Annotated in this window: 24 protein-coding genes and 1 pseudogene; 8 read left to right on the top strand and 17 right to left on the bottom strand. The window is 61.4% G+C overall.

Annotated features, from left to right (window positions below; translation table 11 throughout):
* Window positions 1-3: 3 nt before the first annotated feature.
* The gene (locus tag K0P33_RS13535; RefSeq protein ID WP_242155684.1) at window positions 4-522 is read right to left on the bottom strand and encodes a LysR substrate-binding domain-containing protein; all 519 of its coding nucleotides are present in this window, start codon (window positions 520-522) and stop codon (window positions 4-6) included.
* Between K0P33_RS13535 and K0P33_RS13530 the strand changes: the two genes are divergently transcribed.
* From K0P33_RS13530 to mntP, 3 genes are all read left to right on the top strand, one after another.
* Complete coding sequence (locus K0P33_RS13530) at window positions 487-1,065, top strand: CoA transferase (protein WP_242155682.1); 579 nt, start codon at window positions 487-489, stop codon at window positions 1,063-1,065. The two genes, K0P33_RS13535 and K0P33_RS13530, sit on opposite strands and share 36 nt — an antisense overlap.
* On the top strand, window positions 1,062-1,844 hold the full coding sequence (scpB, locus tag K0P33_RS13525) for a methylmalonyl-CoA decarboxylase (RefSeq protein WP_094950221.1): 783 nt from the start codon (window positions 1,062-1,064) through the stop codon (window positions 1,842-1,844). Before K0P33_RS13530 ends, scpB begins: the two co-directional genes overlap by 4 nt.
* Before the next feature lie 210 nt (window positions 1,845-2,054).
* Window positions 2,055-2,618, top strand: a complete 564-nt coding sequence (gene mntP, locus K0P33_RS13520; RefSeq protein ID WP_094950220.1) for a manganese efflux pump MntP — start codon at window positions 2,055-2,057, stop codon at window positions 2,616-2,618.
* 177 nt (window positions 2,619-2,795) lie between these two features.
* Here the strand turns inward: mntP and K0P33_RS13515 are convergent, their stop codons facing one another.
* Window positions 2,796-3,863 (bottom strand): NAD(P)-dependent alcohol dehydrogenase, encoded by a 1,068-nt coding sequence (locus K0P33_RS13515; RefSeq protein ID WP_094950219.1) that lies wholly within the window; start codon window positions 3,861-3,863, stop codon window positions 2,796-2,798.
* 146 nt (window positions 3,864-4,009) lie between these two features.
* Between K0P33_RS13515 and K0P33_RS13510 the strand changes: the two genes are divergently transcribed.
* Window positions 4,010-4,828, top strand: a complete 819-nt coding sequence (locus K0P33_RS13510; RefSeq protein WP_094950218.1) for an alpha/beta hydrolase — start codon at window positions 4,010-4,012, stop codon at window positions 4,826-4,828.
* Window positions 4,829-4,962: 134 nt separating this feature from the next.
* Window positions 4,963-5,961, top strand: coding sequence for an NAD(P)H-quinone oxidoreductase (locus tag K0P33_RS13505; protein WP_094950217.1), 999 nt, complete (start codon window positions 4,963-4,965; stop codon window positions 5,959-5,961).
* A gap of 165 nt (window positions 5,962-6,126) precedes the next feature.
* Here K0P33_RS13505 and K0P33_RS13500 read toward each other — a convergent pair whose 3' ends face one another.
* From K0P33_RS13500 to K0P33_RS13490, 3 genes are all read right to left on the bottom strand, one after another.
* The gene (locus tag K0P33_RS13500) at window positions 6,127-7,248 is read right to left on the bottom strand and encodes an alkene reductase (RefSeq protein ID WP_242155680.1); all 1,122 of its coding nucleotides are present in this window, start codon (window positions 7,246-7,248) and stop codon (window positions 6,127-6,129) included.
* Between the two features lie 79 nt (window positions 7,249-7,327).
* Complete coding sequence (locus K0P33_RS13495; protein ID WP_242155678.1) at window positions 7,328-8,005, bottom strand: type 1 glutamine amidotransferase domain-containing protein; 678 nt, start codon at window positions 8,003-8,005, stop codon at window positions 7,328-7,330.
* Window positions 8,002-8,631, bottom strand: coding sequence for a TetR/AcrR family transcriptional regulator (locus K0P33_RS13490; RefSeq protein WP_094950214.1), 630 nt, complete (start codon window positions 8,629-8,631; stop codon window positions 8,002-8,004). Before K0P33_RS13490 ends, K0P33_RS13495 begins: the two co-directional genes overlap by 4 nt.
* 173 nt (window positions 8,632-8,804) lie before the next feature.
* On the opposite strand from K0P33_RS13490, the gene K0P33_RS13485 reads away from it, so the two are divergent.
* Window positions 8,805-9,743 (top strand): GlxA family transcriptional regulator, encoded by a 939-nt coding sequence (locus tag K0P33_RS13485; RefSeq protein WP_094950213.1) that lies wholly within the window; start codon window positions 8,805-8,807, stop codon window positions 9,741-9,743.
* Window positions 9,744-9,938: 195 nt separating this feature from the next.
* Here the strand turns inward: K0P33_RS13485 and K0P33_RS13480 are convergent, their stop codons facing one another.
* The 3 genes from K0P33_RS13480 to K0P33_RS13470 are packed head-to-tail and all read right to left on the bottom strand — an operon-like array spanning window position 9,939 to window position 14,176.
* On the bottom strand, window positions 9,939-11,366 hold the full coding sequence (locus K0P33_RS13480; protein WP_242155676.1) for an aldehyde dehydrogenase family protein: 1,428 nt from the start codon (window positions 11,364-11,366) through the stop codon (window positions 9,939-9,941).
* A complete protein-coding gene (locus K0P33_RS13475) occupies window positions 11,363-12,658 on the bottom strand; it encodes an aminotransferase class III-fold pyridoxal phosphate-dependent enzyme (RefSeq protein ID WP_242155674.1) in 1,296 nt (431 codons plus the stop codon). Before K0P33_RS13475 ends, K0P33_RS13480 begins: the two co-directional genes overlap by 4 nt.
* 12 nt (window positions 12,659-12,670) lie before the next feature.
* Window positions 12,671-14,176, bottom strand: coding sequence for a serine hydrolase (locus tag K0P33_RS13470; RefSeq protein WP_242155672.1), 1,506 nt, complete (start codon window positions 14,174-14,176; stop codon window positions 12,671-12,673).
* A gap of 142 nt (window positions 14,177-14,318) precedes the next feature.
* Between K0P33_RS13470 and K0P33_RS13465 the strand changes: the two genes are divergently transcribed.
* Complete coding sequence (locus tag K0P33_RS13465) at window positions 14,319-15,197, top strand: GntR family transcriptional regulator (protein WP_094950209.1); 879 nt, start codon at window positions 14,319-14,321, stop codon at window positions 15,195-15,197.
* A 608-nt stretch (window positions 15,198-15,805) separates the two neighbouring features.
* On the opposite strand, the gene K0P33_RS13460 is transcribed toward K0P33_RS13465, so the two are convergent.
* The 7 genes and pseudogenes from K0P33_RS13460 to K0P33_RS13430 all read right to left on the bottom strand — a co-directional run bounded on the left by K0P33_RS13460 (window position 15,806) and on the right by K0P33_RS13430 (window position 23,412).
* Window positions 15,806-17,089, bottom strand: coding sequence for an OprD family porin (locus K0P33_RS13460; protein ID WP_094950208.1), 1,284 nt, complete (start codon window positions 17,087-17,089; stop codon window positions 15,806-15,808).
* A 112-nt stretch (window positions 17,090-17,201) separates the two neighbouring features.
* Window positions 17,202-18,830 carry an ABC transporter ATP-binding protein gene (locus tag K0P33_RS13455; RefSeq protein ID WP_094950207.1) on the bottom strand — a complete coding sequence of 543 codons (1,629 nt, stop codon included), beginning with the start codon at window positions 18,828-18,830 and terminating at the stop codon, window positions 17,202-17,204.
* 2 nt (window positions 18,831-18,832) lie between these two features.
* Complete coding sequence (locus K0P33_RS13450; RefSeq protein WP_094950206.1) at window positions 18,833-19,687, bottom strand: ABC transporter permease; 855 nt, start codon at window positions 19,685-19,687, stop codon at window positions 18,833-18,835.
* The gene (locus tag K0P33_RS13445) at window positions 19,684-20,625 is read right to left on the bottom strand and encodes an ABC transporter permease (protein ID WP_094950205.1); all 942 of its coding nucleotides are present in this window, start codon (window positions 20,623-20,625) and stop codon (window positions 19,684-19,686) included. Before K0P33_RS13445 ends, K0P33_RS13450 begins: the two co-directional genes overlap by 4 nt.
* 12 nt (window positions 20,626-20,637) lie before the next feature.
* Entirely contained in the window at window positions 20,638-22,194 is a 1,557-nt protein-coding gene (locus K0P33_RS13440) for an ABC transporter substrate-binding protein (RefSeq protein WP_094950204.1), read from the bottom strand.
* A 297-nt stretch (window positions 22,195-22,491) separates the two neighbouring features.
* A complete protein-coding gene (locus K0P33_RS13435) occupies window positions 22,492-22,758 on the bottom strand; it encodes a hypothetical protein (protein ID WP_094950203.1) in 267 nt (88 codons plus the stop codon).
* Between the two features lie 79 nt (window positions 22,759-22,837).
* Window positions 22,838-23,412: pseudogene (locus tag K0P33_RS13430) on the bottom strand (GNAT family N-acetyltransferase).
* Between the two features lie 122 nt (window positions 23,413-23,534).
* Here K0P33_RS13430 and K0P33_RS13425 point away from each other — a divergent pair.
* The gene (locus tag K0P33_RS13425) at window positions 23,535-24,407 is read left to right on the top strand and encodes an undecaprenyl-diphosphate phosphatase (protein ID WP_094950201.1); all 873 of its coding nucleotides are present in this window, start codon (window positions 23,535-23,537) and stop codon (window positions 24,405-24,407) included.
* Window positions 24,408-24,559: 152 nt separating this feature from the next.
* Here the strand turns inward: K0P33_RS13425 and rtcA are convergent, their stop codons facing one another.
* Window positions 24,560-25,585: an RNA 3'-terminal phosphate cyclase gene (rtcA, locus tag K0P33_RS13420; protein ID WP_242155670.1), complete on the bottom strand. Its 1,026-nt coding sequence runs from the start codon at window positions 25,583-25,585 to the stop codon at window positions 24,560-24,562.
* Window positions 25,586-25,593: 8 nt separating this feature from the next.
* Window positions 25,594-26,382 (bottom strand): nucleotidyltransferase domain-containing protein, encoded by a 789-nt coding sequence (locus tag K0P33_RS13415; protein WP_094950199.1) that lies wholly within the window; start codon window positions 26,380-26,382, stop codon window positions 25,594-25,596.
* Between the last annotated feature and the right edge of the window lie 5 nt (window positions 26,383-26,387).

Raw genomic sequence — 26,387 nt, 5'->3', positions numbered from 1 at the left:
GCATTACCCGGCCGCCGCCCAGCCCTGTTGCGGCTCAAGCCCTTCGAACAACTCCAGGATCGTCTCCTTGACCTTCTGCACGGCGTTGCTCTGCACCGCCGTATCCGGCCCGCACAACGACAGTTTTCGACTGAATAAACGGTGATCAATCCGGGCGAGCTTGAGCGATTGCTGCGCCAGTTCAACATACGCCGCCGCCCACGGCAGGATGGTCACGCCAAGCCGCGCCAGCACCGCCGAGAACAACAGGTCGGTGGAGTTGGCTTCAAACTCCACGGCAAACGGCAACCCGGCTCCCTGCATGGCCGATTCGACGCGGCTGCGAGGGTGCGCGCCAGCGGCATGGCGAGCATCCGCGCGGTGCTCGACGGCATGCTGGTATAAGGTCTGGCCGGCCGCGGTGGGCACCATGCCCTGGGGGCTGCGCTCAAGCAGCTGCATGCCCATGTCCTGCTCCAGGTTGCGCAGCTGCTGGCTGATCGCCGGTTGGGCAATGAGCAACGCCGTACTGGCAACGCCCACACGGTGATTGCGCCTTACGGTGTGTTCCAGACCCTGGACGGCCCCCTGAACCTGGCGCCGATCACCTCGGCCATATGGGGCCGGTTGTGTGTGCTGCTGGACTTGCCCGAGCTGCCGGGCGACCGGCGTTTTATCAGCAATGAAGCCCGCGTGGAGCGTCGCGATGAACTGAACGCTATTCTGAAAAGCCGCCTCAAACCCTGTACCAAACGCGACTGGAGCGAACGCTTTATCGCCGCCGGCTTGCCCGCCGGCCCCATCAATACGCTCGATGAAGTATTCGCCGACCCGCACGTGCTGCACAGCCGGTTGACCCAAACGGTGGAGCATCCCACTCTGGGCACCGTGCGCCAGGTGGTGGCGCCGGTGTTCAGCGCAGCCGAATCGAGCAGCGCACTGCGGCCACCGCCGCTGCTCGGCGAGCACAGCGTTGAGGTGCTGCAACAAGCCGGTTTTGCACCAGCCTCGATCCAGTCCCGGCTCAACGCCTGCGTGCTTTTCCAGGCCCCCGAATTTGATAGCCACACAGGAACCGCATCATGACGGTCAACGTTTCACACACTCTCATCGACAAGCGCATTGCGCGCCTGACCTTCAGCAACCCCAGCCAGCGCAATGCCCTTAGCGCGCAACTGCTCGACAGCCTGGATGAGCGCCTGATCGCCCTCGCCGCCCAGCGCGTCGGCGTGGTAATACTCGGCGCCGACGTCGGCCAGACCGTGTGGAGCGCCGGCCACGATATCGGCGAAGTGGCCCGCGACCGCGACCCCGTCGCCTACGGTAAACCGCTGGAACGCGTACTGCGGCGCATCCGTGCCTACCCCGGCGTGGTCATCGCCTTAATCTCGGGCTCGGCCTGGGGCGGCGCCGTGGACCTAGCCATGAGTTGCGACATGGTGATAGCCGACCACAGCGCCAGCTTCGCCATGACCCCGGCCAACATCGGCCTGCCCTACACCACCAGCGGCCTGCTGCGTTTCTTCAACAACTTGCCGATTCATGTGCTCAAGGAAATGTTCTTCTGCGCCCAGAAACTCGACGCCGAACGCGCCGAACGCTTCGGCGTGATCAACCGACTGGTGCCCACCGACGCCCTGGAAGCCACCGCCCTGGAATACGCCCAAGGCATCGCCGCCAAGGCCCCATTGGCGATTCAGGCAGTGAAAGAGCAATTGCGCATCCTCGAAGACCTGCAACCGATGCCCGTGCACGCCATGGAACAAATCGCCGAGCTACGCCGCCAGGCCTGCGCCAGTGCCGACTTTAGTGAAGGACTGGCAGCGTTTGCCGAACGGCGCCCAGCGGTATTTGAAGGGCGTTGATGGTTTTTTCATAGTTGATCGTCTATGCTGCGGCCCTTCGTTGGGGAGTAACCGGCTTCTGACCTGCTCAGAAGCGTTCGTATCAACATATTCGGCAACCTGCCGTGGTACGAACACCGTTGTGGTTGGTGAGACCAGCGACACATCCATGCCTAAAGTCGGGCGTGTGGTTGTGTCGTTGACTCATATAGCCCGACTGGAAGCCTCACCGTGAACCCTATTTCCCTTATCCTTCTCGCCCTGGCCATGTCCACGGACGCCTTTGCGGCGGCCATCGGCAAAGGCTCCAGCCTGCACAAACCCCGCTTTATCGAAGCCCTGCGCGTCGGTTTGATCTTTGGTGTGATCGAAGCCATCACGCCCATGATCGGCTGGGCCATCGGCCATGCCGCGACCCGCTGGGTCGAAGACTGGGACCACTGGATCGCCTTTACCCTGCTGGTCGCGCTGGGTTTGCACATGATTTACAACGGGCTCAAGGTGGACGATGACGAGGTTGAGAAACCGACGCAGCACTCGTTCATGATCCTGGCTGTCACTGCCTTTGCTACCAGTATTGATGCGCTGGCGGTGGGCGTAGGCTTGGCGTTTGTCGACGTGAATATCCTGGTGGCTTCGGCGGCTATTGGTCTGGCAACCATGACCATGGTGACCATCGGCATGATGCTTGGGCGGGTGTTGGGTACAGTGGTGGGCAAGCGCGCTGAGATGGTGGGTGGCGTGGTGTTGATGCTGGTGGGTGCGACTATTTTGTATGAGCATCTTTCGGCCTGAAAAAACACAAGCACCCGCAACGCCGAGGCCGGCTGGCAGTCGACCTGATTTTGAAGGCTGAACCCAATCAAATATGGGAGCGGGCTTGCTCGCGAAAGTGGTGGGCCAGTCAGCTTATTTGTGACTGACCCAGCGCATTCGCGAGCAAGCCCGCCCCCACAAAAAGCAAAGGTGCTATCAAGCCGCGTGGCTTTCCTTCTTCAAACTCTCCATATCAATCACAAAGCGATACTTCACATCACCCTTGAGCATCCGCTCGTACGCCTCGTTAATGCCCTGAATATCAATCATCTCAATGTCCGAGACGATCTTATGCTTGGCGCAGAAATCCAGCATGTCCTGGGTCTCCTGAATGCCACCAATCAACGACCCGGCCAGGCTGCGGCGCTTGAAAATCAGGTTAAACACCGATGGCGATGGGTGCGGGCTGTCAGGCGCACCCACCAGAGTCATGGTGCCGTCACGCTTGAGCAGATTGAGAAACGCATCCAGGTCGTGCGGCGCCGCGACGGTGTTGAGAATGAAGTCCAGACTGTTGGCAACCTTGGCCATTTCATCCGGGTTCTTCGACACCACCACTTGGTCAGCCCCCAAACGCAGCCCATCTTCACGCTTGTTCGGCGAGGTAGTGAACAACGTGACATGCGCACCCATGGCATGCGCGATCTTCACCGCCATATGCCCTAGCCCACCGAGGCCGACTACACCGACTTTCTTGCCAGGGCCAACCTTCCAGTGATGCAGCGGCGAGTACGTGGTGATCCCGGCGCACAGCAGCGGCGCCACAGCCGCCAGGTTCGAATCATCGTGGGAGATACGCAATACAAACTTCTCCTTGACCACGATGCTGTCCGAGTAGCCGCCAAAGGTATTTTCACCGCCGAACACCGGGCCGTTGTAGGTGCCGGTAAAACCGTTCTCGCAGTATTGCTCCTCGCCCTCGGCGCAGGACGCGCAATGCTGGCAGCTGTCGACCATACAACCGACACCGGCCAAATCACCGACCTTGAATGTCTTTACATCGGCGCCGACGGCCGTGACGCGACCGACGATTTCATGGCCGGGCACCGACGGGTACAACGTGTTGTGCCACTCGTTGCGCGCGGTGTGCAGGTCGGAGTGGCAGACGCCGCAATAAAGAATGTCGATCTGGACGTCATCGGCGCCTGGCGCGCGGCGCTCGAAAGTAAAGGGTTTGAGTGCATCCTTGGAATCCCGCGCGGCGTAGCTGTATGTCTTGGCCATTTGGTTCACCTGTTGAACTGACGGTAGAGGTCAGTGGACCAATATAGACGCGGAACCGTTCAACCGAGCACATGCATACAAGCCCTTCGTCCGGTTTAACGCAACAGTAACGCCGAGCTTTTGCCCCCTGACCCAAGGAGTTTTCCATGAGCACATTCGTTGTCAACGACGGTACCCAGATCTACTTCAAGGACTGGGGCAGCGGTAAACCCGTGTTGTTCAGCCATGGCTGGCCGCTGGATGCCGATATGTGGGAATACCAGATGGAATACTTGAGCAGCCGTGGCTTTCGCACCATCGCCTTCGACCGCCGAGGTTTTGGCCGCTCCGACCAACCGTGGACCGGTAACGACTACGACACGTTCGCCGACGATATCGCCCAACTGATCGAACACCTTGACCTCAAGGACGTGACGCTGGTGGGCTTCTCCATGGGTGGCGGTGATGTGGCGCGCTACATCGCACGCCATGGCAGCGCCCGTGTGGCGGGCCTGGTGCTGCTGGGCGCAGTGACGCCGATTTTCGGCCAAAAACCGGATTACCCGCAGGGCGTGCCGACTGAAGTGTTCGACGGCATCAAGGCTGGGCTACTGCAAGACCGCGCGCAATTTATCAGCGACTTCAACACGCCGTTCTATGGCATCAACAAGGGCCAGAAAGTCTCCCAGGGCGTACTGACGCAGACCCTGCAGATCGCCCTGTTGGCGTCGCTCAAATCCACGGTGGATTGCGTCACTGCATTCTCCGAGACGGACTTTCGCCCGGATATGGCCAAGATCGACGTGCCGACCCTGGTGATCCACGGTGACGGCGACCAGGTCGTGCCGTTCGAGACCACGGGTAAAGTCGCGGCCGAGATGATCAAAGGCGCGCAGTTGAAGGTGTACAAGGATGCGCCACACGGCTTCGCAGCCACCCACACCCAGCAGTTGAACGAAGACTTGTTGGCGTTCCTGAAGCGCTAAACACCCTCACCTTGTTTTTGGCCGGGCTTGCCCGGCTTTTTTTGTTAGATGCCGCCCTTCGATAGGATGCTGCTGAACCGGCGACTGCCCGACGCGGTCCCAACTCATACGCTCATCGCTGCAGGTAATCGCAAATGTCGCTCCCTAAAGAAATGACCCTGATCGAAATCACCACCCCCGGTGGCCCTGAGGTCTTGCAACCGCGTCGAGCCGACGTGCCGGTGGCAGGCCCAGGCGAGATCCTGATTCGTGTACACGCGGCTGGGGTCAACCGCCCGGACGCCTTGCAGCGCGCAGGCAAGTACCCGATGAAGCCGGGCATGAGCCCGATCCCTGGCCTGGAAGTGGCCGGTGAAGTGGTCGCGCTGGGCGCCGGTGTGAATGAGTACGCGATTGGCGACAAGGTCTGCGCCCTGACCAATGGCGGCGGTTATGCGCAGTTTTGCGCCGTACCTGCGAGCCAGGCGTTGCCGATCCCGGAGGGCATGGACTGGGTTCAAGCCGCGGCCGTGCCGGAAACCTTCTTCACCGTCTGGGCCAACCTGTTCGGCCTCGGTGGCGCGCACAAAGGCCAGCGCGCCTTGATCCATGGCGGCACCAGCGGCATCGGCACCACCGCGCTGATGCTCTGCCGCGAGTTCGGCATCCACGCCTTCGCCACCGCCGGCAGTGCCGACAAATGCGCGGCAATTGCCAAGCTGGGCGCCGAGCCGATTAACTACCGCGAGCAAGACTTCGCCGACGTCATCGCCAAGAAAACCGGCGACAAGGGCGTGAATGTGATCCTCGACATCATGGGGGCCTCGTATCTGAACAACAACCTCAAGGCCCTGGGCATGGACGGGCATTTGGTGATGCTGGGTTTCCTCGGCGGCGGCAAGGCCAACGATGTCGACCTGCTGACCATCCTCGGCAAACGCGCCGTCATCACCGGTTCGCTGCTGCGCGCACGTTCCAAGGACGAAAAAGCCGCCATCGCCGAACAACTGCGCGAATACGTGTGGCCGGTGCTGTCGGCCGGGCGCTGCCTGCCGATCATCGACAAGGTCTACGAATACACCGACGCCGCCCAGGCCCATGCACGGATGGAAGGCGGCGACCATATTGGCAAGATTGTGTTGCGGGTGGAGTGAGGCTGATCTGCCTCGGCGAAGATCAACTGTGGGAGCTGTCGAGCCCCGGCGAGGCTGCGATGGCGGCGGCAGGGTCACTATTTCTGGCGACTGCCCCACCGCTATCGCGGCCTCGCTGGGGCTCGACGGCTCCCACAAAAGGATCTTTGCAGTGGTAGAAAACGCCTACTCGGCATACACCGGGTAATCGGTATAGCCCAGCGCCGAGCCGCCGTACATGCCTTCCGCCCGCAGCGGGTTCAGCGGCCAGCCGTTAAAGAGCCGCTGCGGCAAGTCCGGGTTGGCAATGAACGGGCGCCCGAACGCAATCAAGTCCGCCAGCCCGGCCTCTACCAATGACGCACCACGCTCAGCGGTGTAGCGACCAGCGTAGATGATCCGCCCACTGAACGTGCTGCGCACGGCCCGGCGGAAGGTTTCTGGCAAGTCGGGGGCGTTGTCCCAGTCGGCTTCAGCGATGGATACGTAGGCAATCCCCGACGCTTCGAGCACCTTGATCGCTTCGATGTAGGTGTGATGCGGGTCCTCTTCCACCAGGCCGATGTAGACGCGGTCCTGGTCGGTGCCGCTGAACAGCGGTGAAAAGCGCACACCGAGGCGCTCCGGCCCGACTACGGCGGTCACGGCTTCGACGATTTCGCGCAGAAAACGCAGGCGGTTATGCAGCGAACCGCCGTACTCGTCGTCACGCTGGTTGGCGTGGGCCGAGATGAACTGGTTGACCAGATAACCATTGGCGGCATGTATTTCCACGCCATCAAAGCCGGCATCCAACGCATTGCGCGCGGCTTGGGCGTAATGCCCTACCAACTCCTCAATTTCCAGTGTGCTCAACGCACGCGGTACGGGCGGCTGCATCAACTCGCCCACACCTGGCCCGGTTTCGATAAAAGCTTTCGCTTGCAGCGCCGCAAGGGCAGACGGCGCAACCGGTGCGGCGCCCTCCGGTTGCAGCGCGTTATGGGACACGCGGCCAACGTGCCAGAGTTGGGCGAAGATCACCCCACCTTCGGCATGCACCGCCTCGGTGACTGTGCGCCAGCCATCGATCTGCGCCGGGCTGTAGATACCCGGCGTCCAGGCGTAACCCTGGCCGCGCGGCTCGATCTGCGTGCCTTCGCTGACCATGAAACCGGCCGTGGCGCGCTGGCGGTAATACTCGGCCATCAGGTCAGTGGCGATATCGCCGGGTTGCGCGCTGCGTTGACGGGTCAGGGGCGGCAAAACAACACGGTTATTCAAGGTGTGATGACCCAGTTTTACCGGGGTATTCAAACGACTAGTCATGTAAAAACGTCCAAATTCGAGGCGAGCGAAAACATTGGCGGCTCTTAAGAGCCGCCAACCAATCCAGCGATTAATTAATTTATTCGGTGAGTTTCAGCAGTGCCTTGGCCACATCACTGGAACTGGCAGGGTTCTGCCCGGTGACCAGCAAGCCATCTTCAAGCACAAAGGATTGCCAATCAGCGCCCTTTTCATAGTGGCCGCCGAGCGCCTTGAAATCATCTTCAATCAGGAACGGCACCACATCGGTCAAGCCCACAGCGGCCTCTTCGGCGTTGGAGAAGCCGGTAACACGGCGACCCTTGACCAGCGGCTCACCATTGACCGCCTTGACGTGACGCAGCGCGCCCGGCGCATGGCACACAAAGCCGATGGGCTTGCCAGCACGCTCAAAGGCTTCGATCAGTGCGATCGAGGTGTCTGACTCGGCCAAATCCCACAATGGCCCATGACCACCTGGGTAGAACACCGTGTCGAAGTCGTCGGCGTTGACCGATTCCAGCTTGACGGTGCTGGCCAGCGCCTGCTGGGCCGCCGGGTCGGCAGCAAAACGGCGGGTTTGCTCGGTCTGTGCATCCGGCTGGTCGCTGACCGGGTCCAGCGGAGGTTGGCCGCCGGCCGGGGATGCCAGTACCAGTTCGGCGCCGGCGTCCTTAAACGTGTAATAGGGAGCAGCAAACTCTTCGAGCCAGAAGCCGGTTTTACGACCGGTATTGCCAAGCTGGTCGTGAGAGGTCAGTACCATTAATACTTTCATTTTCCAGTGCCTCGATCGATGTGGTTGTCAGTAGGCTCAGGGCAACCCAACAGCTGTCGGGTCATCAGCAGCGCCTGGTCAAAAGGTGCAGATGTTCGGGTGATCTTGCTCATGACGCTGGTCCCCAACCACAACGCATACAGGCGTTGGGCCAGGCTTTCGGGGTGTTGCCGGACCGTCAGCGAGCCGTCTTCGATGCCGCTCTGCAAGGCCTCGGCAAGCAAGGCGATGGTGCGTGCGGTGCCGCGCTGCAGGGCCAAACGCATTGGCTCTGAAAGGTCTGACACCTCAGCACCTAGTTTGACGGCAAGGCATTTGCCCGCGTCGGTGCAGCCGGTCTGATTGTCGATCCAGGTGTGCCAATAGCGCATTAACCTGGCGGCTGCGGACAGCTCGGTGTGCTGGAACAGTTGCTCTATGCCTTTCACGTAGTGGTCGAAATAGGTATCGAGCAGGACAACGCCGAACGCATCTTTGGAGTTGAAGTAGTGATAAAACGAACCTTTCGGTACATCGGCGGCTTGCAGTATTTCGTTCAACCCCACCGCAGAAAACCCTTTGCGGCTCACCAGCAATTGCGCCGAATCCAGAATCGTCTGCCTTGCACTTTTAGTTGCATTAGTCATCGTTCATCCCGTCCGATTAGACCAGTCGTCTAGTTCGTTGAGGGGATGTTAGGCGTCGAGAAAAACTTCAACAATGTCATATCCGCAAGGATTCCGGACATGACACAAAGTCGGTTGCCGTTTTCCTGGCACCCGCCGACAATCGCCTCTCCCGCGCCCCTTGGAGAATGACGATGCACAGCGTTGCGCTGATGGTTTACCCGAACTTCCAATCCCTGAGCCTCAGCCTGGGCTCGGTGTTCGAGTGCGCGAACCTGCTGCGCGGCGAGCCGGCCTATGAGTTCCACCTGGTGTCGGAGAGTGGCGGCGCGGTCATGACCTCCCAGGGCTTTTCGGTGAATACCACGCCGATCCGGCCGCAGGGCTACGACACCTTGATTGTCAGCGGCTACCTGGAGTTTCGCCTGCCCGAGGCCAACCTGCTGGAATTGGTCAAGGCCGCCTCCGCGCAGTCGCGCCGCGTGGCCTCGCTGTGCATGGGCATTTTCGTTTTGGCCGAAGCCGGTTTACTTGAAGGCAAGCGCACCACCACCCACTGGATTCACGCGCCGGCATTTCGCAAGCGCTACCCGGATATCCAGCTGGAAGAAGACAAACTGTTTGTGGTCGACGGCCAGGTCTGGACCGGCGCTGGCATGAGCGCCGGGGTGGACCTGGCGTTGGCGATGGTAGAGGCCGACCTGGGCTGCGACCTCGCCCGGCGTATCGCGCGCAAACTGGTGATTGCCCAGCGCCGTGGCAGTGAGCAATCGCAACTGTCAGCGCTATTGGAGCTGGACCCCAAGTCCGACCGCGTACAACTGGCCCTGGCCTATGCCCGCGAGAACCTCACCCACGACCTGTCGGTGGAAGCCCTGGCCGACGTGGCCCGGCTGAGCCCGCGCCAATTCAGCCGGGTATTTCGCGAAGAAACCGGGCAGACACCGGCCAAGGCCATCGAGTCGCTGCGCGTGGAAGCTGCGCGGGCGATGATGGAAACCAGCCGTCACCCGGTCGAGGTGGTCGCCCGCGAAACCGGCTTTGGTGATCGCGAGCGCATGCGCCAGGCGTTTCTGCGCGCGTTCGGGCAGCCGCCGCAGGCGATGCAGCAGGTGTTGTTCAATCCGAGTTAGACGCAATGCCGCCGTGGCAAGCCCGCTTGTTGTGGCGAGCGGGCTTGCCCCGCGTTGGAGCGCAAAGCGCTCCCAATCCAGCCGCCGCGGTATCACTGACAAACCGCGCCGACAGGTTTCGGGGCTGCTTCGCAGCCCAACGCGGGGCAAGCCCCGCATTTGATCTTCGCTGCTTTGGGCCTTGCGTTCGCTTGACTAAACGGCATCGGTGTCAGGCGCGTAGCCGAACATCGACTTCACCTCCAGGTAATCCTCCAAGCCAAACACGCCCCACTCACGTCCGTTGCCCGACTGCTTGTACCCGCCAAACGGCGCGCCATTGTCGGCCTTGCTGCCATTGAGATGGACCATGCCGGTGCGCAAGCGCCGAGCCACCGAACGCGCGCGTTCCAGGGTGCCGGCGGTCACGTAACCGGAGAGCCCATAGGGGCTGTCATTGGCAATCGCTATGGCCTGCTCCTCGCTGTCGTAAGGAATGATCACCAGCACCGGCCCAAACACTTCCTCACGGGCGATCGGCAGTTGCGGGTCGACATCGGCGAACACCGTGGGCCGCGTGTAAAAACCAGTCGTCACGCCGTCGGGTCGGCCCACGCCGCCGCACACCGGTGGCTGATCCACTGCCCCCAACAATGCCTGCACCCGTTCGAACTGCGCCTGATTGGCCAGCGGCCCCATGGCCGTGGCCGGGTTGCTGTCGTCAAAACACACCTGCGCCGCCACCTCCCGGGCAATCTGTACCGCACGCGCCTGCACTGCCCGTGGGATCAGCAGGCGCGTCGGTGCGTTGCACGACTGCCCGCTGTTGCGAAAACAGCTGCTGACACAGTGGCGCACCGCCGCATCAAGATCCGCGTCCACGAGGATCAGGTTGGCCGACTTGCCGCCCAACTCCTGGGAGACGCGCTTGACCGTCTCCGCCGCCGCCTTGGCCACTGCAATACCGGCGCCGGTGGAGCCGGTGAAGGAGACCATGTCGATATCAGCGTGCCGGGCGATGCCGTCACCGAGGGTCGGGCCATCGCCATTGACCAAGTTGAACACGCCCTTGGGCACCCCGGCCCGATGCAGGATATCGGCCAGCAACATGGCCGACAGCGGCGCCTTCTCGCTGGGTTTTAGCACCAGCGTGCAGCCCGCTGCCAAGGCCGGGGCGAGCTTGCAGGTGAGCTGGTTCAGCGGCCAGTTCCACGGTGTGATCAGGCCACACACGCCAATCGGTTCGCGGCTGATCAGGGTGCTGCCGTGGGCGCGATCAAACTCATAGTCTTTCAACAACTCATAAGCCCGTTGCAGATGACCAAGGCCTGCCGGGACGTGTGCGCTGCGCGCCAGGGACAAAGGTGCGCCCATCTCTTCGTGCACGCACTGCGCGAGGGCTTCGCTGTGTTGGCGATAACCGTCGATGATCGCCGCCAGCAACGCCAAACGTTGCTCTGCAGTCCACTGACTGTAACTGTCGAAAGCGCGCTTGGCCGCCGCCACCGCCAGGTCCAGGTCGGCGCGGGAGCCCAGGCTGATGCTGGCGATGGCGCACTCGGTGGACGGGTTGATCACCGCCAAGGTCTCGGCCCCCAAGGGCTTGACCCACTGGCCGTCGATATAGAAATCCTGCGGGTTCATCGCGTCGCCTCAAGTGCGTCACCCAAGGTGCGGAAAATCAGCGCGGTCTGTTCTTCACTGATAATCAACGGCGGCGACAGCACGATGTTTTCCCCGGATGCGCGCACCAGCACGCCCGCGTCGAAACAGCGCTGCGCCACCTCCCCAGCCCGCGCACCCGGCGCACCGTCGCGGGGTTTGAGTTCCACGGCGCAGAGCAGTCCAATCGCGCGCACGTCCAGCACCAAAGATTGTTCGTGCAACGCCAGTGCGCGGGTTTGCCACAGCGGAGCAATGCGCTGGACATGCGCGTTGATGCCAAGCTCTTCATGTACTTCCAACGTTGCCAAGCCGGCGGCGCAGGCTAAAGGGTGAGCCGAATAGGTGTAGCCATGCATCAACTCGATGGCCTGTTCCGGGCCTTGCATAAAGGCCTCGTACACCGCGCCACTGACCAACACGCCACCCATGGGCACCGCGCCGTTAGTGAGGCCCTTGGCCAGGGTCATCACGTCCGGCGTGACGCCGAAGGTTTGAGCAGCGAAACCGTGGCCGACACGGCCGAAGCCGGTGATCACCTCATCAAAAATCAACAGCACGCCATGGCGGTCGCAGATCTCGCGCAGCTTTTGCAGGTAACCCACGGGCGGTGCGTAGACACCACCGGAACCGGTCACCGGCTCGACAATCACCGCCGCCACGGTCGCCGGGTCGTGGATTTCCAGCAGTTGCAACAGCGCATCGGCATAGTGCGCGCCCTGCTCCGGTTGGCCACGGCTGAAACGCGAGCCCGCGTCATACGGCAACGGCAAGTGCGCCACATCGCCGAGCAATGGGCCGAAGTCACGCTTCTGCCGGCCAATTCCCGACACCGACAGCCCACCAAACCCCATGCCGTGATAGCCCTTGGCGCGGCCGATCAGCTTGGTGCGGCGGCAGTCGCCGCGCGCCTGATGGTAGGCGCGAGCGATCTTCAACGCGGTGTCTACCGCTTCGGAACCGGAGTTGGTGAAGAACACTTTGTCCAGGCCATTCGGGGCTATGGCCACCAAACGATCAGCCAGGGTCAGCGCGGCCGGGTGGCTCATCTTGAAGGAGGACACGAAGTCCAGGCGCCCCGCCGCCTCACGAATCGCCTCGACGATACGCGGCTGGCCGTGGCCGGCATTGACGCACCAGAGCCCAGCCATGGCATCGAGCACATCGCGCCCCTCAGTGGTGGTGTAGTGCATGCCGGCCGCGCGATCAAACAGCATCGGCTGGCGATTGAAGGGGCGCATCGCGGTAAAGGGTGCCCACAGGGACGAGGTCATTGGTTGTACTCCTTAAGACTGGATTCGCGTGCCGATCAGGGTCGGGCGTTGCAGGGCTCCGGCATTGGTGTTGACGCCACGCTCGAAGTGCAGGCGGCCGTGCTGCATGCGGCAGCTGACGTGGTCACCGAAGGCGGTTTCGACAAAACGCCAATGCATGCGCAACTCGCCCTCGGGCGTCCAACGCGCCTCGGCGACGACAGGCGTTTGCTCCGGTTGATATTGGTGGTGCAGGTAATTGCCGGTGATGCTGGTGGTGGTTTCAATCGGCTGCTGAAAACCGGCGCGTACGTGGTGGATGCCACGATGGTCGACCAGGGTGACATCGCAGTGGTCGCCCTTGAGTTCAAAGGCCAACTCGCGCACACCGTCTTCATTCGGCTCGATGGCGAAACGGCCTTGCAGTGCGGCGCTGGCGGGCGAGGTTTGCAAGCCTTGCAGCGCGGGCAGGCGCAGGCCGTCGATCAACGCGCCCAGTTGCGCTTGGCTGGCTTGAGCATCCACAGCAGTGCGGCCCAACGCCGGGAACAGGTGCTGCCACAGCGCTTTGTGCAAACGTTTCTCGCCCAGTCGCAGGCCGCAGGTGAAGACCATCACCGTGTCCTGCTGCGGCAGCACGATGCATTGCTGGCCGAACACCCCGGAGGCGTAATAGCCGCCGTGCTCGGTCATCCACCACTGGTAGCCGTAGCCTTCGCGCTGGGCATCGTTGGCCTTATTCTTGTCGCGCGGCAGGTACTGCTTGCCGTCGAATTCACCCATCCACACGTCTTGCACCTGGTTTCGCGTGGCCTGCGCCACCCACTGCGGCGACAACAATTGGCGGCCCTGCCACTGGCCGTGGTTGAGGTGCAGTACACCGAACTTCAACGCGTCCTCACTGGTGCAGCTCAGACCGTTGCCGCCCGAGTTGAAACCACCCGGCGCCAGGTCCCATTCGAGCCTATCAAGCCCCAGATAATCGAGGACACGCGCCTGCAACAAGGCATGCATCGTCTGCCCGGTCACTTGGGTGACAATCGCCGAGAGCATGAAACTGGAGGCACTGCTGTAGATGAACGAATGGCCCGGCGGCTCGTCCACCGGTTCATTGAGAAAGGCTTCGACCCAACTGCTTTGCAGGTTGCGCCAGTCGCCACCGGAAATACCGCGGGTATGGCCGGTGCGCATGGTCAGCAAATCTTCCACGGTCATGGCCGCGAGGTTGGCGCTGATGGGTTGCGGGCACAGATCGGGGAAAAAACTTGCGACCTTGGCGTCAAGCCGCAGGCGCTCGTCGTCCACCAACAGGCCGATCGCGGTGGCGGTCCAGCTCTTGGTTGCCGAATGCTGCACATGCATGCGGTGCGCCGAATAAGGCTGCCAGAAGGCCTCGGCCACCACTGCGCCTTGGCGGTACAGCATGAAACTGTGCAGCTCAAGGCCCGCCTCGGTCACAGCCTGGAGGAAGTCGACAATGCCGGCAGGGTCGACACCGCGTTCATGGGGCAAGGCCCTGGGCAGCGGAATGTAGGTCATGATGGGTCCTCGTTGATGTTTTTATATTTCAAATAATGCAGATAAAGATTTGTTCGCTGCGGCCCTGATGTATTTGCGCCGCCTATAATTCAGTTTTTCCGGGTATCCTTGCCTCCCCCTGTCACAGGAACAACTTCGCGCCATGTCCCAACTCACCTCGCTGCAGACCAAAGTCGCCGGCCAGATCCTTGCCGCCATCGCAAATGGCGACCTGCAACCCGGTATGCACCTCAAAGAAGTGGAACTGGCCCAGCGCCTGGGTGTGTCGCGCTCGCCGATCCGCAGTGCGCTGTCGTACCTGGCCGAACAGAAAGCCATCGAGCCGTTGGCGCAACAGGGCTTTCGTGTGCCCCTGGACGCCGGCGATGGCCTGGTGCAGCAGGTCAGTGAGTTGCACAACGAAGAGGACCAGCTCTACACGCGGCTGATCGACGACCGCTTGAACCAGGTGCTGCCCGATCAGATTTCCGAGAGCGATTTGCTGCGCCGCTACGGCGTCGGCAAAAGCGTGCTGCGCCGGTGCTTGCTGCGCCTGTCCGACGAGGGTGTGATGCAGCGCAAGCACGGGCATGGCTGGCAATTTTTGCCGACGCTGAACAGCCCGCAGACGCGCTTTGAGAGCTACCGCTTTCGCATGCTGCTGGAACCGGCTGGGTTGTTGGAGCCGACGTTCAAGATCAACCCTGAGCAATTCCGCCGCTGCCGTGAGCGGCAAATGGAACTGCTGGAGGGCAAGGTTGATGGGCAGCGTTTTATCGAGTGCAACGCGGAGTTCCATGAACTGCTGGCGGCGGCGTCCGGCAATGGGTATATCTTGCAGGCAATCCAGCAGCAGAACCGGTTGCGTCGGTTGACCGAGTTCCACACGGTGAGCAATGTGGAGCGGGTCAGGGTTTCGTGCCAGGAGCACCTGGCGATTCTGGATGCCTTGGAGCAAGGCGACAATGAGTGGGCCTCGACGTTGTTGCATCGGCACTTGGATGTGGCGAGTAAGTTGCGGGTGGCGCGGAATAAGGGGTGATGCGTTTTTGGCATTTTGATTGGGGGCATATCCGTTGCTGCGGTTATGCCCGCTATGGGTTCCGCCCTTACGGCGGGTCACTTTTGGAAAGGAGCCCCAAAAGTAACCAAAAGGGCTCTTGCCCCACCACTCGGCACCTCGCCTAGGCTCGGTGTGCCCGCACGCAGGCCAGCGTGGTTTAACGGGGCGCCTAAAATCAAGATCACAGGCAAGATCAAGATCAAAACCGCAGATCAAAAGATCGCTGACTTCGTCAGCGCAAAGGATGTAAGAGCCACAGCAAAAACACAGCAAAGCAAAGCGTTTTTGATCTACACCACTCAGGGCGGCTACTAGGCCGCCGTGCTCTGCTTTTGATGTTGATCTGAGGCACACCGAGCCTAGGCGAGGTGCCGAGTGGTAGGGCGAAGACCTTTGGATTACTTTTGGCTGGGCCGGCTTCCGGGCTTTCCAACAGTGACCCGCTGTAAGAGCGGAACCCATAGCGGCCATAACCGAAGCAACGGATATGTACTCCGACCCAAGACCTCTAGCGCCTGACACATAGCTTTCGCGAGCAAGCCAGCTCCCACATTTAACCCCGGCACACTCCTCCCGGAACACGGTCATCACCAAAGCGCCACGGTATAACCGACGATCACGCGGTTTTCATTCATGTCACGCAGATAATTGGCCTTGCTGAACCCATTGCGCCACCGCAACGAAACCCCTTTCAGCGCCCCGGACTGAAACACATACCCCAAATCAATATCCCGCTCCCACTCACGCCCCTCCCCCACAAACCCCTTCACCTGCGCCTGATCCCCTTTGGCCCAACGCGTAGAAAACGTCAGCCCCGGCACCCCCAACGCTGTAAAGTCAAAGTCATACCGCGCATGCCAGACCCGCTCATTGGTCTGTGAAAAATTACTCAACTGGTACTCGGAAAACAGATACGTATTGGTCCCGTCCACATAGGTAAACGGCGTCGCCCCATACTGCGCCTGATAACCCCCGCCAATGCTGTGCCCCTTGTAGCTGAAGATCGCCCGCGTACTCAGCGCACGGTTATCCACCTTGCCCGCCAACCCCGAACCCGACTTGTCCGCATCGAAATAACGGATATCCGTCTTGAGCGTGCCGCCACCCAGCGCAAAGCTGTTCTTCACCCCGACAAAGTGCTGCTGGTAGATATCCTCCAACTGCGCAAAGTGATAACTGAGGGTCATACCCGGCGTGAGCTTGTAATCGCCGCCGGCAAAGCGAAAACGATCACTCTTGGCGGTGCTCTTGTAGGCCCCGCTCTGGCTGGTCAGCCCCATGTCTTCGTATTCGGTGGACTCACGCTGCTTGGTCTGGTCGATCTGGCCGCCAATCAACGCCAGCCCCGCGATGTCTGCGGAGGTCGCTTGCGTGCCGCGGAAGGTCTGCGGGAACAGCCGGCTGGTGTTGGGCTGCAAAGTCGGCAAATCCGGCAGCAGGTAGCCGCTGCGTAATTCGCTCTGGGCAATGCGCACTTTGCCGGTCACGCCGTACTTGGAGTACTCGTCATGCGCGCGCTTGGAATAACTCGGTTTGCCCGGCGTGGCGTCGGTATCCCGCGACAACAAACCGGAGCCCGAGCGATCCGGGCTGGAGTCGAGTTTCAAGCCGAGCATCCCGACCACATCCACACCAAACCCGACAGTGCCTTCGGTAAAGCCCGACTTGAGGTTGAGGATAAAACCCTGAGCCCATTCCTCACGCTTGGATTGCCCCGCATCTTCGCGGTAGTCGCGGTTGAAGTAGTAGTTCTTCAGGTCCAGGTCTGCCTTGCTGTCCTTGATGAATTCAGCCTGGACCGGGGCGCACAGCAGGCCCCCGCTCATAAGGCCGACGCCCTTCAAGATCAGGTTGAGGTTATTGTTATGCATGTTCTTGGCTCCTGGCAGTCGTTATCGGTGAGTAGGTCTTATTGTTTTTTTGGGCACGACATTTCCCATCGCACAGGTTCGAAAGGCCTGCGCGCCGGTTGAAATCAGGGGGTTAAATAGCCGGTCGTATTCGGTAGCCGCCGTCCGGCAGTTGCTCCAATGGGCTGGCGGCGGCAAGCAATTGGCGGGTGTACGGGTGCTGCGGGTGATCGAAAATCTGCTCACGCGCGCCCACTTCCACCACCTGGCCCTGGTGCATCACTGCCACCCGATGGGCGATGCGCTCCACCGCCGCCAAGTCATGGGAGATGAACAGGCAGGCAAAGCCGTACTGCGCTTGCAAACGCTCGAACAGCTCGAGGATCTGTTTCTGGATGGTCATGTCCAGCGCCGAAATCGGTTCATCGGCAATCACCAATTGCGGGTGGCGCACCAAGGCTCGGCCGATTGCCACGCGCTGGCGCTGCCCGCCGGATAACTGATGGGGAAAGCGTTCAACAAACTGCTCACCCAGGCCAATATCCTGCAAGGTTTGGGTGACCCGCTCACGGCGCTCGGCGGCATTCAGGTCGGGTTCGTGACGCAACGGCTCGGCAAGGATTTCGCCGATTTTCATCCGTGGGTTCAGGGATGAATACGGGTCTTGGAAGATCATCTGGCATTGCAGCCGGTGGGTACGGTTGGCGGCCTTGAGGATGTCCACGCCCTTGAAGCGGATCGCGCCGGCGCAGGGTTTGATCAGCCCTACCAGCGAGCGGCCCAGCGTGGTCTTGCCCGAACCGCTGCCACCGACCAGCGCCAGGGTTTCACCAGGGGCAATCACCAAGCTGGCCGAATGCACCACACGGTTGAACTGGCGCTTACCCCAAAATGAAGCCGGCCCCGGGTGTTCGATGCACACGTGGTCAACCTCCACCAACGGCCCGTTGCTGGCCGGCAACGCCGCTAACACGCCACGCCTTGGCAAGGCTTCGAGCAGTTGGCGGGTGTACTCGGCCTTGGGCGCCAGCAGGACGTCTTCGATGCTGCCCTGCTCCACCGCCTGGCCGTGGCGCATCACCACCACTTTGTGCGCGTAACGGGCGACCAGCGACAGGTCATGGCTGATAAACAGGATCGCCGTGCCCTGCTCGCGGGTCAGCTCCAGCATCAGCTCGATCACGTCCAGTTGCGCCAGGCAGTCCAGCGCGGTGGTGGGTTCGTCGGCGATCAACAGCGCCGGACGCAGCAGCATCACCGAAGCCAGCATGATGCGCTGGCGCATACCGCCAGAGAACTGGTGCGGATAGGACTCCAGGCAACGCTCCGCCGCTTGGATGCCGATGCGGCGCAGCATGGTCAGGCAACGTTCGCGGATCTGCGCAGCGTCCAGATCGGTGTGCAGCCTGAGCGCTTCGCTCATCTGTTGGCCGATTTTCAAGGCCGGGTTGAGTGACACCATCGGCTCCTGGAATACCATGCCGATACTCGCACCGCGAATCGCGCGCAGTTCCTCGGTGCCGACACTGGCCAGGTCGCGCCCCTGGAAGTCCAGGCGCCCGCCACACACTTGCATGGGCAACGGCAGCAAACCAATGGCGGCGCGGGCGGCCATGGTCTTGCCGCTGCCGGACTCACCCACCAGCGCCACAATCTCACCCGGCGCGATGCTGAAACTCAGGTCATCCACCGCCAACGGGCCGTGTTCGCCCACGCGAATCTTGAGATTTTGCACATTCAACAACACAGGAGTGGCAGGCATGTTCACTTCCTCATCCGGGGATCAAGACGATCACGCAGGGCGTCGCCAAACAGGTTAATCGCCAACAACGTCAGGCAGATAAACAGCCCGGGAAACACCCCCAGCCAAGGTGCCGAGGCAATGTACGGCCGGCTGCTGGCAAGCATGTTGCCCCAGGTGGCGGCCGGCGGCGGCACGCCGAGACCAAGGAAGCTCAGCGCGCTCTCCGAGAGCAGCGCCCAGCCGAACATGCTGGTGGCCAGCACGCACAACGGCGCCAGGCAATTGGGGGCGATGTGCCGCAGCATGGTGTACAGCTCCGAGTTGCCGATCACCCGCGAGGCCTCGATGTACTCAAGCTCACGCAGGGACAACACGGTGCCGCGCACCACGCGCACCACCGACGGCGTGTAGGCGATGCCCAAGGCCAAGACGATGCCGTACTTGCTGGCGCCGATGATTGCCATGATGCCCAGCGCCATGAGGATGCCGGGAAACGCCAGCAGCGCATCGTTGAACATCATCAGCACGCGGTCGGTCCAACCGCGCAGGTAACCGGCGAGCATGCCGATCAAGGTGCCCGCCAGCACGGCGACGCTCACCGTGAGCAAACTCACCCACAGGCTGGTGCGCGCACCGATCAACAGACGGCTGAACACATCGCGGCCGAATTCGTCGGTGCCCAGCCAGTGGCTGGCCGAGGGCGCCTGGAAGCGCGACATCAGGTCGATCTTCAGCGGGTCGAACGGCGACCACACCAACCCCATCAACGCCAGGGCAATCAACGCCACCAGCAGCCCGCCACCGATCAAGGCGTTGGCCGGCGCCCACACGCGCCGGCGCTTGGCAGCTACGGGCACGGCAATAGTTGAACTCATAACTTCACCCTTGGATCGAACAGCGGATAGAGCAGATCCACGCACAGGTTGACCAGCACGTAGACAAAGGTGATCAGCAGCAGGCAGCCCTGCAGCACCGGGTAATCACGGGCGAAAATCGCATCCACCATCAAGCGGCCGATACCGGGCAAGGTGAACACGGTTTCCAGCACGGCGATGCCGCCCAGCAGGTTACCGAGGATCAACCCCACCAATGTCCAGGTCGGGGCGAAGGCGTTTGGCAAGGCGTGTTTCCACAACACCGCACGCTCCGACAAACCTTTGGCCCGGGCGTGGGCGATGTATTCCAGGCGCAGCACTTCGATGGTGCTGGCCCGCGCCATGCGGGTAATCGCGCCGACTTCGACCAACGTCAGGGTCACCACCGGCAGCACCATGTAGCTGATCGCTTGCCATGGCGCCTGGGCAAAACTCACGTAGCCCACCACCGGCAACCAGCCCAGCTGGATGCCGAACGCATGCAGCAACAACAGGCCGAGCCAGAAACTGGGAATCGACAGCAGCAACGTGGCGACGGACACCAGGCCGAGGTCGAGCGCGCTGTTTTGTTTCCACGCGGCGATCAAGCCAATCGGCACCGCGATCAGCGTGGCGAACAACACCGCCACCAACACGATGGTCGCACTAACGCTGAAACGGTCGAGAATCAGCGGCAAAACCGCCTGCTTGGTGCTGATCGAAAACCCCAGGTCGAAGCTCAACACCGCCTTGAACCAGATCAGGAACTGGGTGACCAGCGAGTGATCCAGGCCCAGGGTATGGCGCATATCGGCGAGGCTTTGCGGGTCGGCCATATCGCCGAGCATCAGCAGCGCCGGGTCGCCCGGGATCAAGCGAATCAGCGCAAACACCATCACCGAAATCAGCAGCAGCGTGGGAATCGCCATGCCGAGTTTTTGCAGAATAAAACGCAACATGCTCAGGCCTCGTTAGTGCGCTGCGAGGCTGACGCCCCACAACCGTGGCGACGACACCGGCCAAGAATGGAAGCCCTGCACGCTGTCACGCAGCGCTGCGGCGACCGTGCCGTTGTAGATGATCACCATGGGGGTGTCGTGGATCATCATCGTGTGCAGTTGGTCGAACAGCGCCTGACGCTTGGCCGTGTCGCTCTCGCGCACCGCGTCACGCAATACCGCCTGGGCCTGGGGGTTGTCCCAGACCTTGCGCGGCTCCTTGCTCTTGTCGCCCATCAGCGAATCAAAGCTGGTGGCCGGGTCCAGGCGCGAGGAATAAGAGAACGCCATCATCTGGTAATTGCCGCTCTGGTAGCGCTCCAGCTGCGTGCCCCACTCCAGGGTTTCCATCTGGATATTCAAGCCGCTAGTCACCGCCATCGCCTGGCTGAGCAGGCCCATGTCGAACATCTGCGAGTAGCGTTTGTTGACGATCATCTTGATCGGCTGGCCGTGGTAACCGGCCTCTTTCAACAGGCGCTGGGCTTGCTGCGGGTCATAGCTATAGCCGTGCTTGGCGGTGGCGCTGTAGAAGGGGCTGGTTTGCGCGATGGCCGAATTATTCGGCTCGGAGGTGCCATTGGTCAGCGCGTTGACCATCTGCCCGTAATCCAGGGAGTGGGCAATGGCCTGGCGAATACGCACGTCCTTGAGCAACGGGTCGTTGGTCTGAAACAGCAACCCACAGATGGCCATGATCGGGCTGAACGAAATCTGCACGCCCGGCGTGGCTTTCAGCTCCTGGGCATCGCTGGCGCTGACGTTGGGCAGCAAGTCGATATTGTTGGACATCAACGCCGCCTTGGCCGACGACGGGTCGGGAATCACCATAAAGCGCACCCCGTCGACCAGCGCCTGCTTCTTACCGGTGAAGCCATCCGGCCCGGCTTCATCACGTGGGCTGTAATCGTTGAAGCGCGACAGTGCCACGTATTGCCCAGGCTTCCATTCGGTAAGGCTGAACGGGCCAGTGCCGACAGGGGCTTTCCAGCTACCATCGGCGGCCAGCGAATCGGGGTGCAGGATGCCGCTGCCCCCGCAATCGGGGCGCGCCATCGAGGCGAGGAACAGCCCGCTGGGCTGGTCCAGGTGGAACACCACAGTGAGCGGGTCCGGCGTGTCGATGGCGGTGATTTTCGCCCCGCCACGCCCATCGAATTCGGCCAGGCAGCGCCATTGGGTCTTGGGGTTGAGGTAGCGATCCCAGGTCCATTTCACATCGCCTGCGGTCAAGGTCGCGCCGTTCTGGAAGTGCACGCCTTCGCGCAATGTGAAGGTGTAGGTCATACCGTCATCGGAGCGCTGCACCTCGCGGGCCAGCAACGGGCCGACGGAAGCATCCTCGCGGTGGGCCACCAGGCCTTCGACGATGTGCAGCATCACGGTGTCGGTATTTTCGTCACGGTTGACGCCCGGCTCGGTGCTGCGGATGTCGGCATTCAAGCCAACGCGTAAGGTGGTTTGGGCCTGCGCGAGGCCGGCGCCCAGTGCGAGGGTGGCGCACAGCGTGCCATTGAGTAAGCGATTCACGGGAGATGTTCTCCTTCGCTGAGAAAACCGGCCTGGGGCAGGAGCCGGCTTCAAGCCTGTATGAGGTCGTTGTTGTTATGGCCTGAATGGGGTCAGTGCCGCGGATGTTTTTGTTTTTTTAAATTCGCCAGGACATATTCACAGCATGAACGAAGCTTGTAAATGTTTTTTTATGCATATAAAAACACTAAAAACTAATACCGCCGTCACTAATGGTTTTTCAAGGCAACAAAAAAGAGGCCGAAGCCTCTTTAGGAGATGAAACCAACGCGCGCCCGTAGGCCCTCTGGTTAAGACCTAGCGACAGTGATAAGGGCTTTCGCTCGTGAGTTCTTCATCCGTGTCCATGTCACGGATGGTCACCGTGCCTTTGGGGTTGGCCATGCAGTACGAATTGCGCGCGGAATAGATTCCGCTGCCTTTGGTCAGGATCACCACCCTGCCAGGCACGCCATTGGCGTCCACGCCCGTCACCTTGTAACGACCTGACATCGTCAGGCAACCGCCGAGCGTCAGCATCAGCCCCGCGCACACGACAAACTTGAACGAAGAGAACGTGCTCATTTCGCATCCTTGTGAATTCAGGGCCGAAGCGGCCGATGAGCCTAGGAGCCGCCTCGCCCGGTTAAGTTCAACATCGCGTTTAATGCAGCGCCGCACGCGTAATCAGGTAACTCACCAATTGCGGATCATCCTCCAGCTCAATCATCTGCGCCGGGCGCGGCAGGTCGTCCAGTACGGCGCGCCAGAATACCTGGGACACTTCGTCCTGATCGTAAAAGCGCACCAGCCAATTGGCCTCGCCACTGCTCAATACCTGAGTGGCGATGGCACGGCCGATGCCTTTGCGGCGGTAGCGTTTGAGAATGAACAGGTCGGCCAGTTCCAGCGCATTGATACCCGGTAACTCGCTGCCTTCAATCAGCAGGAAGCCGGCGATATAACCATCCACCAGCAGCAGGTTGGCGCTCCATTGCGGGTCTTGCCAGTAGCGGGTCAGGTGCTCGTCGTGGATGTAGAAACGGCCGTCCGCCTCGACATCTTCCTGCTCCCAATCCGAGGATTCGTAGGCGTAGTACTGGTAAAGATTACGGATCAGCTCAGACGCATCGGGGCCGGTCTGGATCAATTCGACGGTGGTTTCAGGCATGGGGCTCTCGGTCAAAAATGCAGGCCGCCATTGTTCACAAAAGAGTAGCGCAGGCCAATACATTGCATAACCTTTCTATTTGCTGAACCGATTGCGGATTTGTCTGGGGCGGACCAAATTCTTGAAACATTTAGAATAAACTTTGTCCAACCCGCTGTTTTCTCAAGCCCCTTTTGCAAGGACATGTACTTTGACCAATGTCTGTTCCGCCGGCCTGGATGTGGGCTTTGCCTCCCTGGACTACCTGCAGATCTTCATCCTGGGCGTGATCCAGGGCATAACCGAGCTGTTGCCGGTGTCGTCCACCGCGCACATGCGCGTGGTACCCGCCCTGCTCGGCTGGCAAGACCCGGGCTCGGCGTTTTCGGCAGCCATGCAGTTGGCGGCGCTGGCGGCGGTGGTCAGCTATTTTTGGCGCGATGTGCGCCAGGTCACCACCGGTAGCATTGGCGCAGTGCGCCGGGGCGACTACAACGACCGCTGGTTCAAGCTGGCCGTGGCGATTGTGTTGGCAACCATCCCGATTGGGATTGCCGGCCTGGCGCTGTCTTCGACCTTGAATACCTGCAACTCGCCGTTGCGCGGCCTGATGGTGATCGGGATTGCCTGCGTGGTGATGGCGGTGCTACTCGCAGTCGCCGAGCTGCGTGCACGCCACACCCGCGAGATGAGCCAGATGCGCCTGCGCGACGCACTGATCGTCGGCATTGCACAGATTGGCGCGCTGATTCCCGGCGTGTCGCGTTCCGGTTCCACCCTGACCGCCGCGCTGTTCCTCAACTTCAAGCGGGAAGAAGCCGCGCGCTTTTCCTTCCTGCTGGGCCTGCCCGCCATCGCCCTCGCCGGCTTGAAAGAATTGTGGGTGCTGCTGCACGCCGACCTGCCCGCCCACGCCTGGTCGCACTTGATCTTTGGCCTGGTGGTCGCCAGCATCTCGGCGTTCTTCGCGATCTGGGGCCTGATGAAGTTCCTGGAACGGTTTTCCACCTGGCCGTTCGTGATCTACCGCGCGCTGTTGGGGATCTTCCTGATCGTGGCGGTCAGCACCGGGCTGTTGAGTTAAGCCGCATTGAGCTAATACCGCCGGCCTGTGGTGACAGATTGGCACCCGCGCCAGACGGCGACGGCGCGAGTGCAATTGCAGAGCGCCGAGGCGCTTGATCCTCTGCGGCACCGGGTGCCTATCCCGCCGCAGAACGTGACGTCGGAGCATCTCTAACGCGCCCGGCACTCGACCAGCAACCCGCCCTCTTCGCGCACATGGCTCTCAATCACCACCGGCAAGAAGCGCTGGATCACCGTCATGTTGCTGTGCAAATGCTCGCTCATGTGCGGCGTGGTGAAGCGGCCGCCGCCCGCCAACGCCATCGGCAGCAGCAACTGATCCGCCAGGTGTTCACCCACCGCTGTGTCGGTGCCCTGCCATTCCATCGCCTGGTCAATGGCCTCGTCAGCCACGGTTTCGGCACGCACAGCGGCCATGCCAAATGCGCTGAACACCTCGGTGACGTGCGCGTGGACGTATTCCAGCATCAGCACATTGCCCGGCCCCTGTTGCGGGTCGATCTCTATTGGAAATAGCTGGGCTTCGCCGAAGCCCAGGCGCTGGCGAACGCGCTTGAACTCACGCTCGCTCACCTGAGCGGGCAGCCCGGCATTCAGCGTGGTGGCGCGGGCCTCCAGCAGCTTGCCGCGCTGCATCAGCTGCAACGGCAGCAGTTGCGATGGCTGGATAAACGCCTCAATCTCACCGCCGCCAGCCGGGACGAAACCATGGCGATTGAGGGTCAATTCAACACGCGCTCCCATGCGCTGCAACAGTGGCAGCCAGGCCCGCTGCAAAAAGTCCACCGGCGGCGCCAGCGGGTTATGGGTGCCGCCGCTGATCGTCACGCGGCTGGCGTTCGGTGCGCGCAACAGCGCCGGTAACAACGTCTGCAACACCAGGGTGCAGCTACCGGCCGTGCCAATGGCAAAGCGGTACTCGCCGCCTTGAATCGGCCCGGGCTCGAACAGCAGGGTCTGCGACCCCAGTTCAGCGCCTTGAACCTTGGCGCCACAGACTTGCGCGGCGGCCAGCACAGCCGTCAGGTGTTGGCGCATCAAGCCGGGCCGGCTGCGTTTGGCGCGGATATTTTTGATGCGCAACGTCAGCCCAGTCACCATCGACAGGCTCAAGCCACTGCGCAACACCTGGCCACCGCCGATGGCGCCGTCGAGTTCAATCACCTCCTGTTTCATGTTCATCCTTATGCGTAGCGTTTGACGGTGTCCCGCAGGTACTGGTCCAGCCGTTGTGAGTCTTCTTGCGTGCGTGGCAATACCGGCACGCTGCGTTCCAGTTCGCGCAGGATAAATTCATGCAGCGCTGGGCGCCGTGGGCCATAAGCGGCTTCCCCGGCATTGCGCTTGAGGGCGAGCAGCGTTGCCACTTCGTCGAGCAGTTGCGGATCATCCACCGTGCCAAGCAGGTCGGCGAAGGTCATCGGCGGCCGCCCCAGGCCCAGGTCGATCCAGCGCACCGCCAGCAATGGCCGAAGCACGTAGAAGTACTTCTTGAACCGCACCTCGTCGCCTTGCAGGTAACCGCGAAAATTCTTCTTGGCCATCGACAAATAGTGATTACGCGCCGCCGGCGGGCTGTAGAACGCCTCGGCCAAGGCCCGCAGTTGCTCTGTCGCCTGCGTTTCCTGGCGATACACCAGCGGCGAATCCAGCCACTCCAGCAATGTAGGGTTGGACTTGCGCAACAGGCCAAGGGTCTTGCGCAGCTCCCAACCGCTGACATCCAACTCATCATCCAGCGGGCGTTCGATCACGTCCCGTGGCGTATCCACCTGCATAAACCAATCGGGCTTTTCCACGTAGACAAAGCGCACGTCGTAGTCGCTGTCGGTAGAGGCAAAACCCCAGGCGCGACTGCCCGACTCACAGGCATACAACACGGTCACGTTGCGCTCGCGCTCTATGCGCTCCAACTCATCCAGCACCCGCGCACGCATGGCGTCGCTCAATGGGTGGTGTTTTTCCTTTTCCATGGTTT

Origin of the sequence: Pseudomonas sp. ArH3a, from assembly GCF_022648765.1 — a bacterium.
Taxonomy (GTDB): domain Bacteria; phylum Pseudomonadota; class Gammaproteobacteria; order Pseudomonadales; family Pseudomonadaceae; genus Aquipseudomonas.
Note: the sequence above shows the minus strand (reverse complement) of the source record. Positions and strands in the feature narration are given on the sequence as shown.

Bases quoted from the DNA above. Each gene is read 5' to 3' on its own strand.
- K0P33_RS13460 (WP_094950208.1), bottom strand. From the start codon at position 17,089: ATGCATAACAATAACCTCAACCTGATCTTGAAGGGCGTCGGCCTTATG.
- K0P33_RS13505 (WP_094950217.1), top strand. From the start codon at position 4,963: ATGTCGCTCCCTAAAGAAATGACCCTGATCGAAATCACCACCCCCGGT.
- rtcA (WP_242155670.1), bottom strand. From the start codon at position 25,585: ATGAAACAGGAGGTGATTGAACTCGACGGCGCCATCGGCGGTGGCCAG.
- K0P33_RS13450 (WP_094950206.1), bottom strand. From the start codon at position 19,687: ATGAGTTCAACTATTGCCGTGCCCGTAGCTGCCAAGCGCCGGCGCGTG.
- K0P33_RS13435 (WP_094950203.1), bottom strand. From the start codon at position 22,758: ATGAGCACGTTCTCTTCGTTCAAGTTTGTCGTGTGCGCGGGGCTGATG.
- K0P33_RS13485 (WP_094950213.1), top strand. From the start codon at position 8,805: ATGCACAGCGTTGCGCTGATGGTTTACCCGAACTTCCAATCCCTGAGC.
- K0P33_RS13415 (WP_094950199.1), bottom strand. From the start codon at position 26,382: ATGGAAAAGGAAAAACACCACCCATTGAGCGACGCCATGCGTGCGCGG.
- K0P33_RS13475 (WP_242155674.1), bottom strand. From the start codon at position 12,658: ATGACCTCGTCCCTGTGGGCACCCTTTACCGCGATGCGCCCCTTCAAT.
- K0P33_RS13465 (WP_094950209.1), top strand. From the start codon at position 14,319: ATGTCCCAACTCACCTCGCTGCAGACCAAAGTCGCCGGCCAGATCCTT.
- K0P33_RS13495 (WP_242155678.1), bottom strand. From the start codon at position 8,005: ATGAAAGTATTAATGGTACTGACCTCTCACGACCAGCTTGGCAATACC.
- K0P33_RS13455 (WP_094950207.1), bottom strand. From the start codon at position 18,830: ATGCCTGCCACTCCTGTGTTGTTGAATGTGCAAAATCTCAAGATTCGC.
- K0P33_RS13470 (WP_242155672.1), bottom strand. From the start codon at position 14,176: ATGACCTACATTCCGCTGCCCAGGGCCTTGCCCCATGAACGCGGTGTC.
- K0P33_RS13515 (WP_094950219.1), bottom strand. From the start codon at position 3,863: ATGGCCAAGACATACAGCTACGCCGCGCGGGATTCCAAGGATGCACTC.
- K0P33_RS13445 (WP_094950205.1), bottom strand. From the start codon at position 20,625: ATGTTGCGTTTTATTCTGCAAAAACTCGGCATGGCGATTCCCACGCTG.
- K0P33_RS13490 (WP_094950214.1), bottom strand. From the start codon at position 8,631: ATGACTAATGCAACTAAAAGTGCAAGGCAGACGATTCTGGATTCGGCG.
- K0P33_RS13500 (WP_242155680.1), bottom strand. From the start codon at position 7,248: ATGACTAGTCGTTTGAATACCCCGGTAAAACTGGGTCATCACACCTTG.
- K0P33_RS13510 (WP_094950218.1), top strand. From the start codon at position 4,010: ATGAGCACATTCGTTGTCAACGACGGTACCCAGATCTACTTCAAGGAC.
- scpB (WP_094950221.1), top strand. From the start codon at position 1,062: ATGACGGTCAACGTTTCACACACTCTCATCGACAAGCGCATTGCGCGC.
- K0P33_RS13480 (WP_242155676.1), bottom strand. From the start codon at position 11,366: ATGAACCCGCAGGATTTCTATATCGACGGCCAGTGGGTCAAGCCCTTG.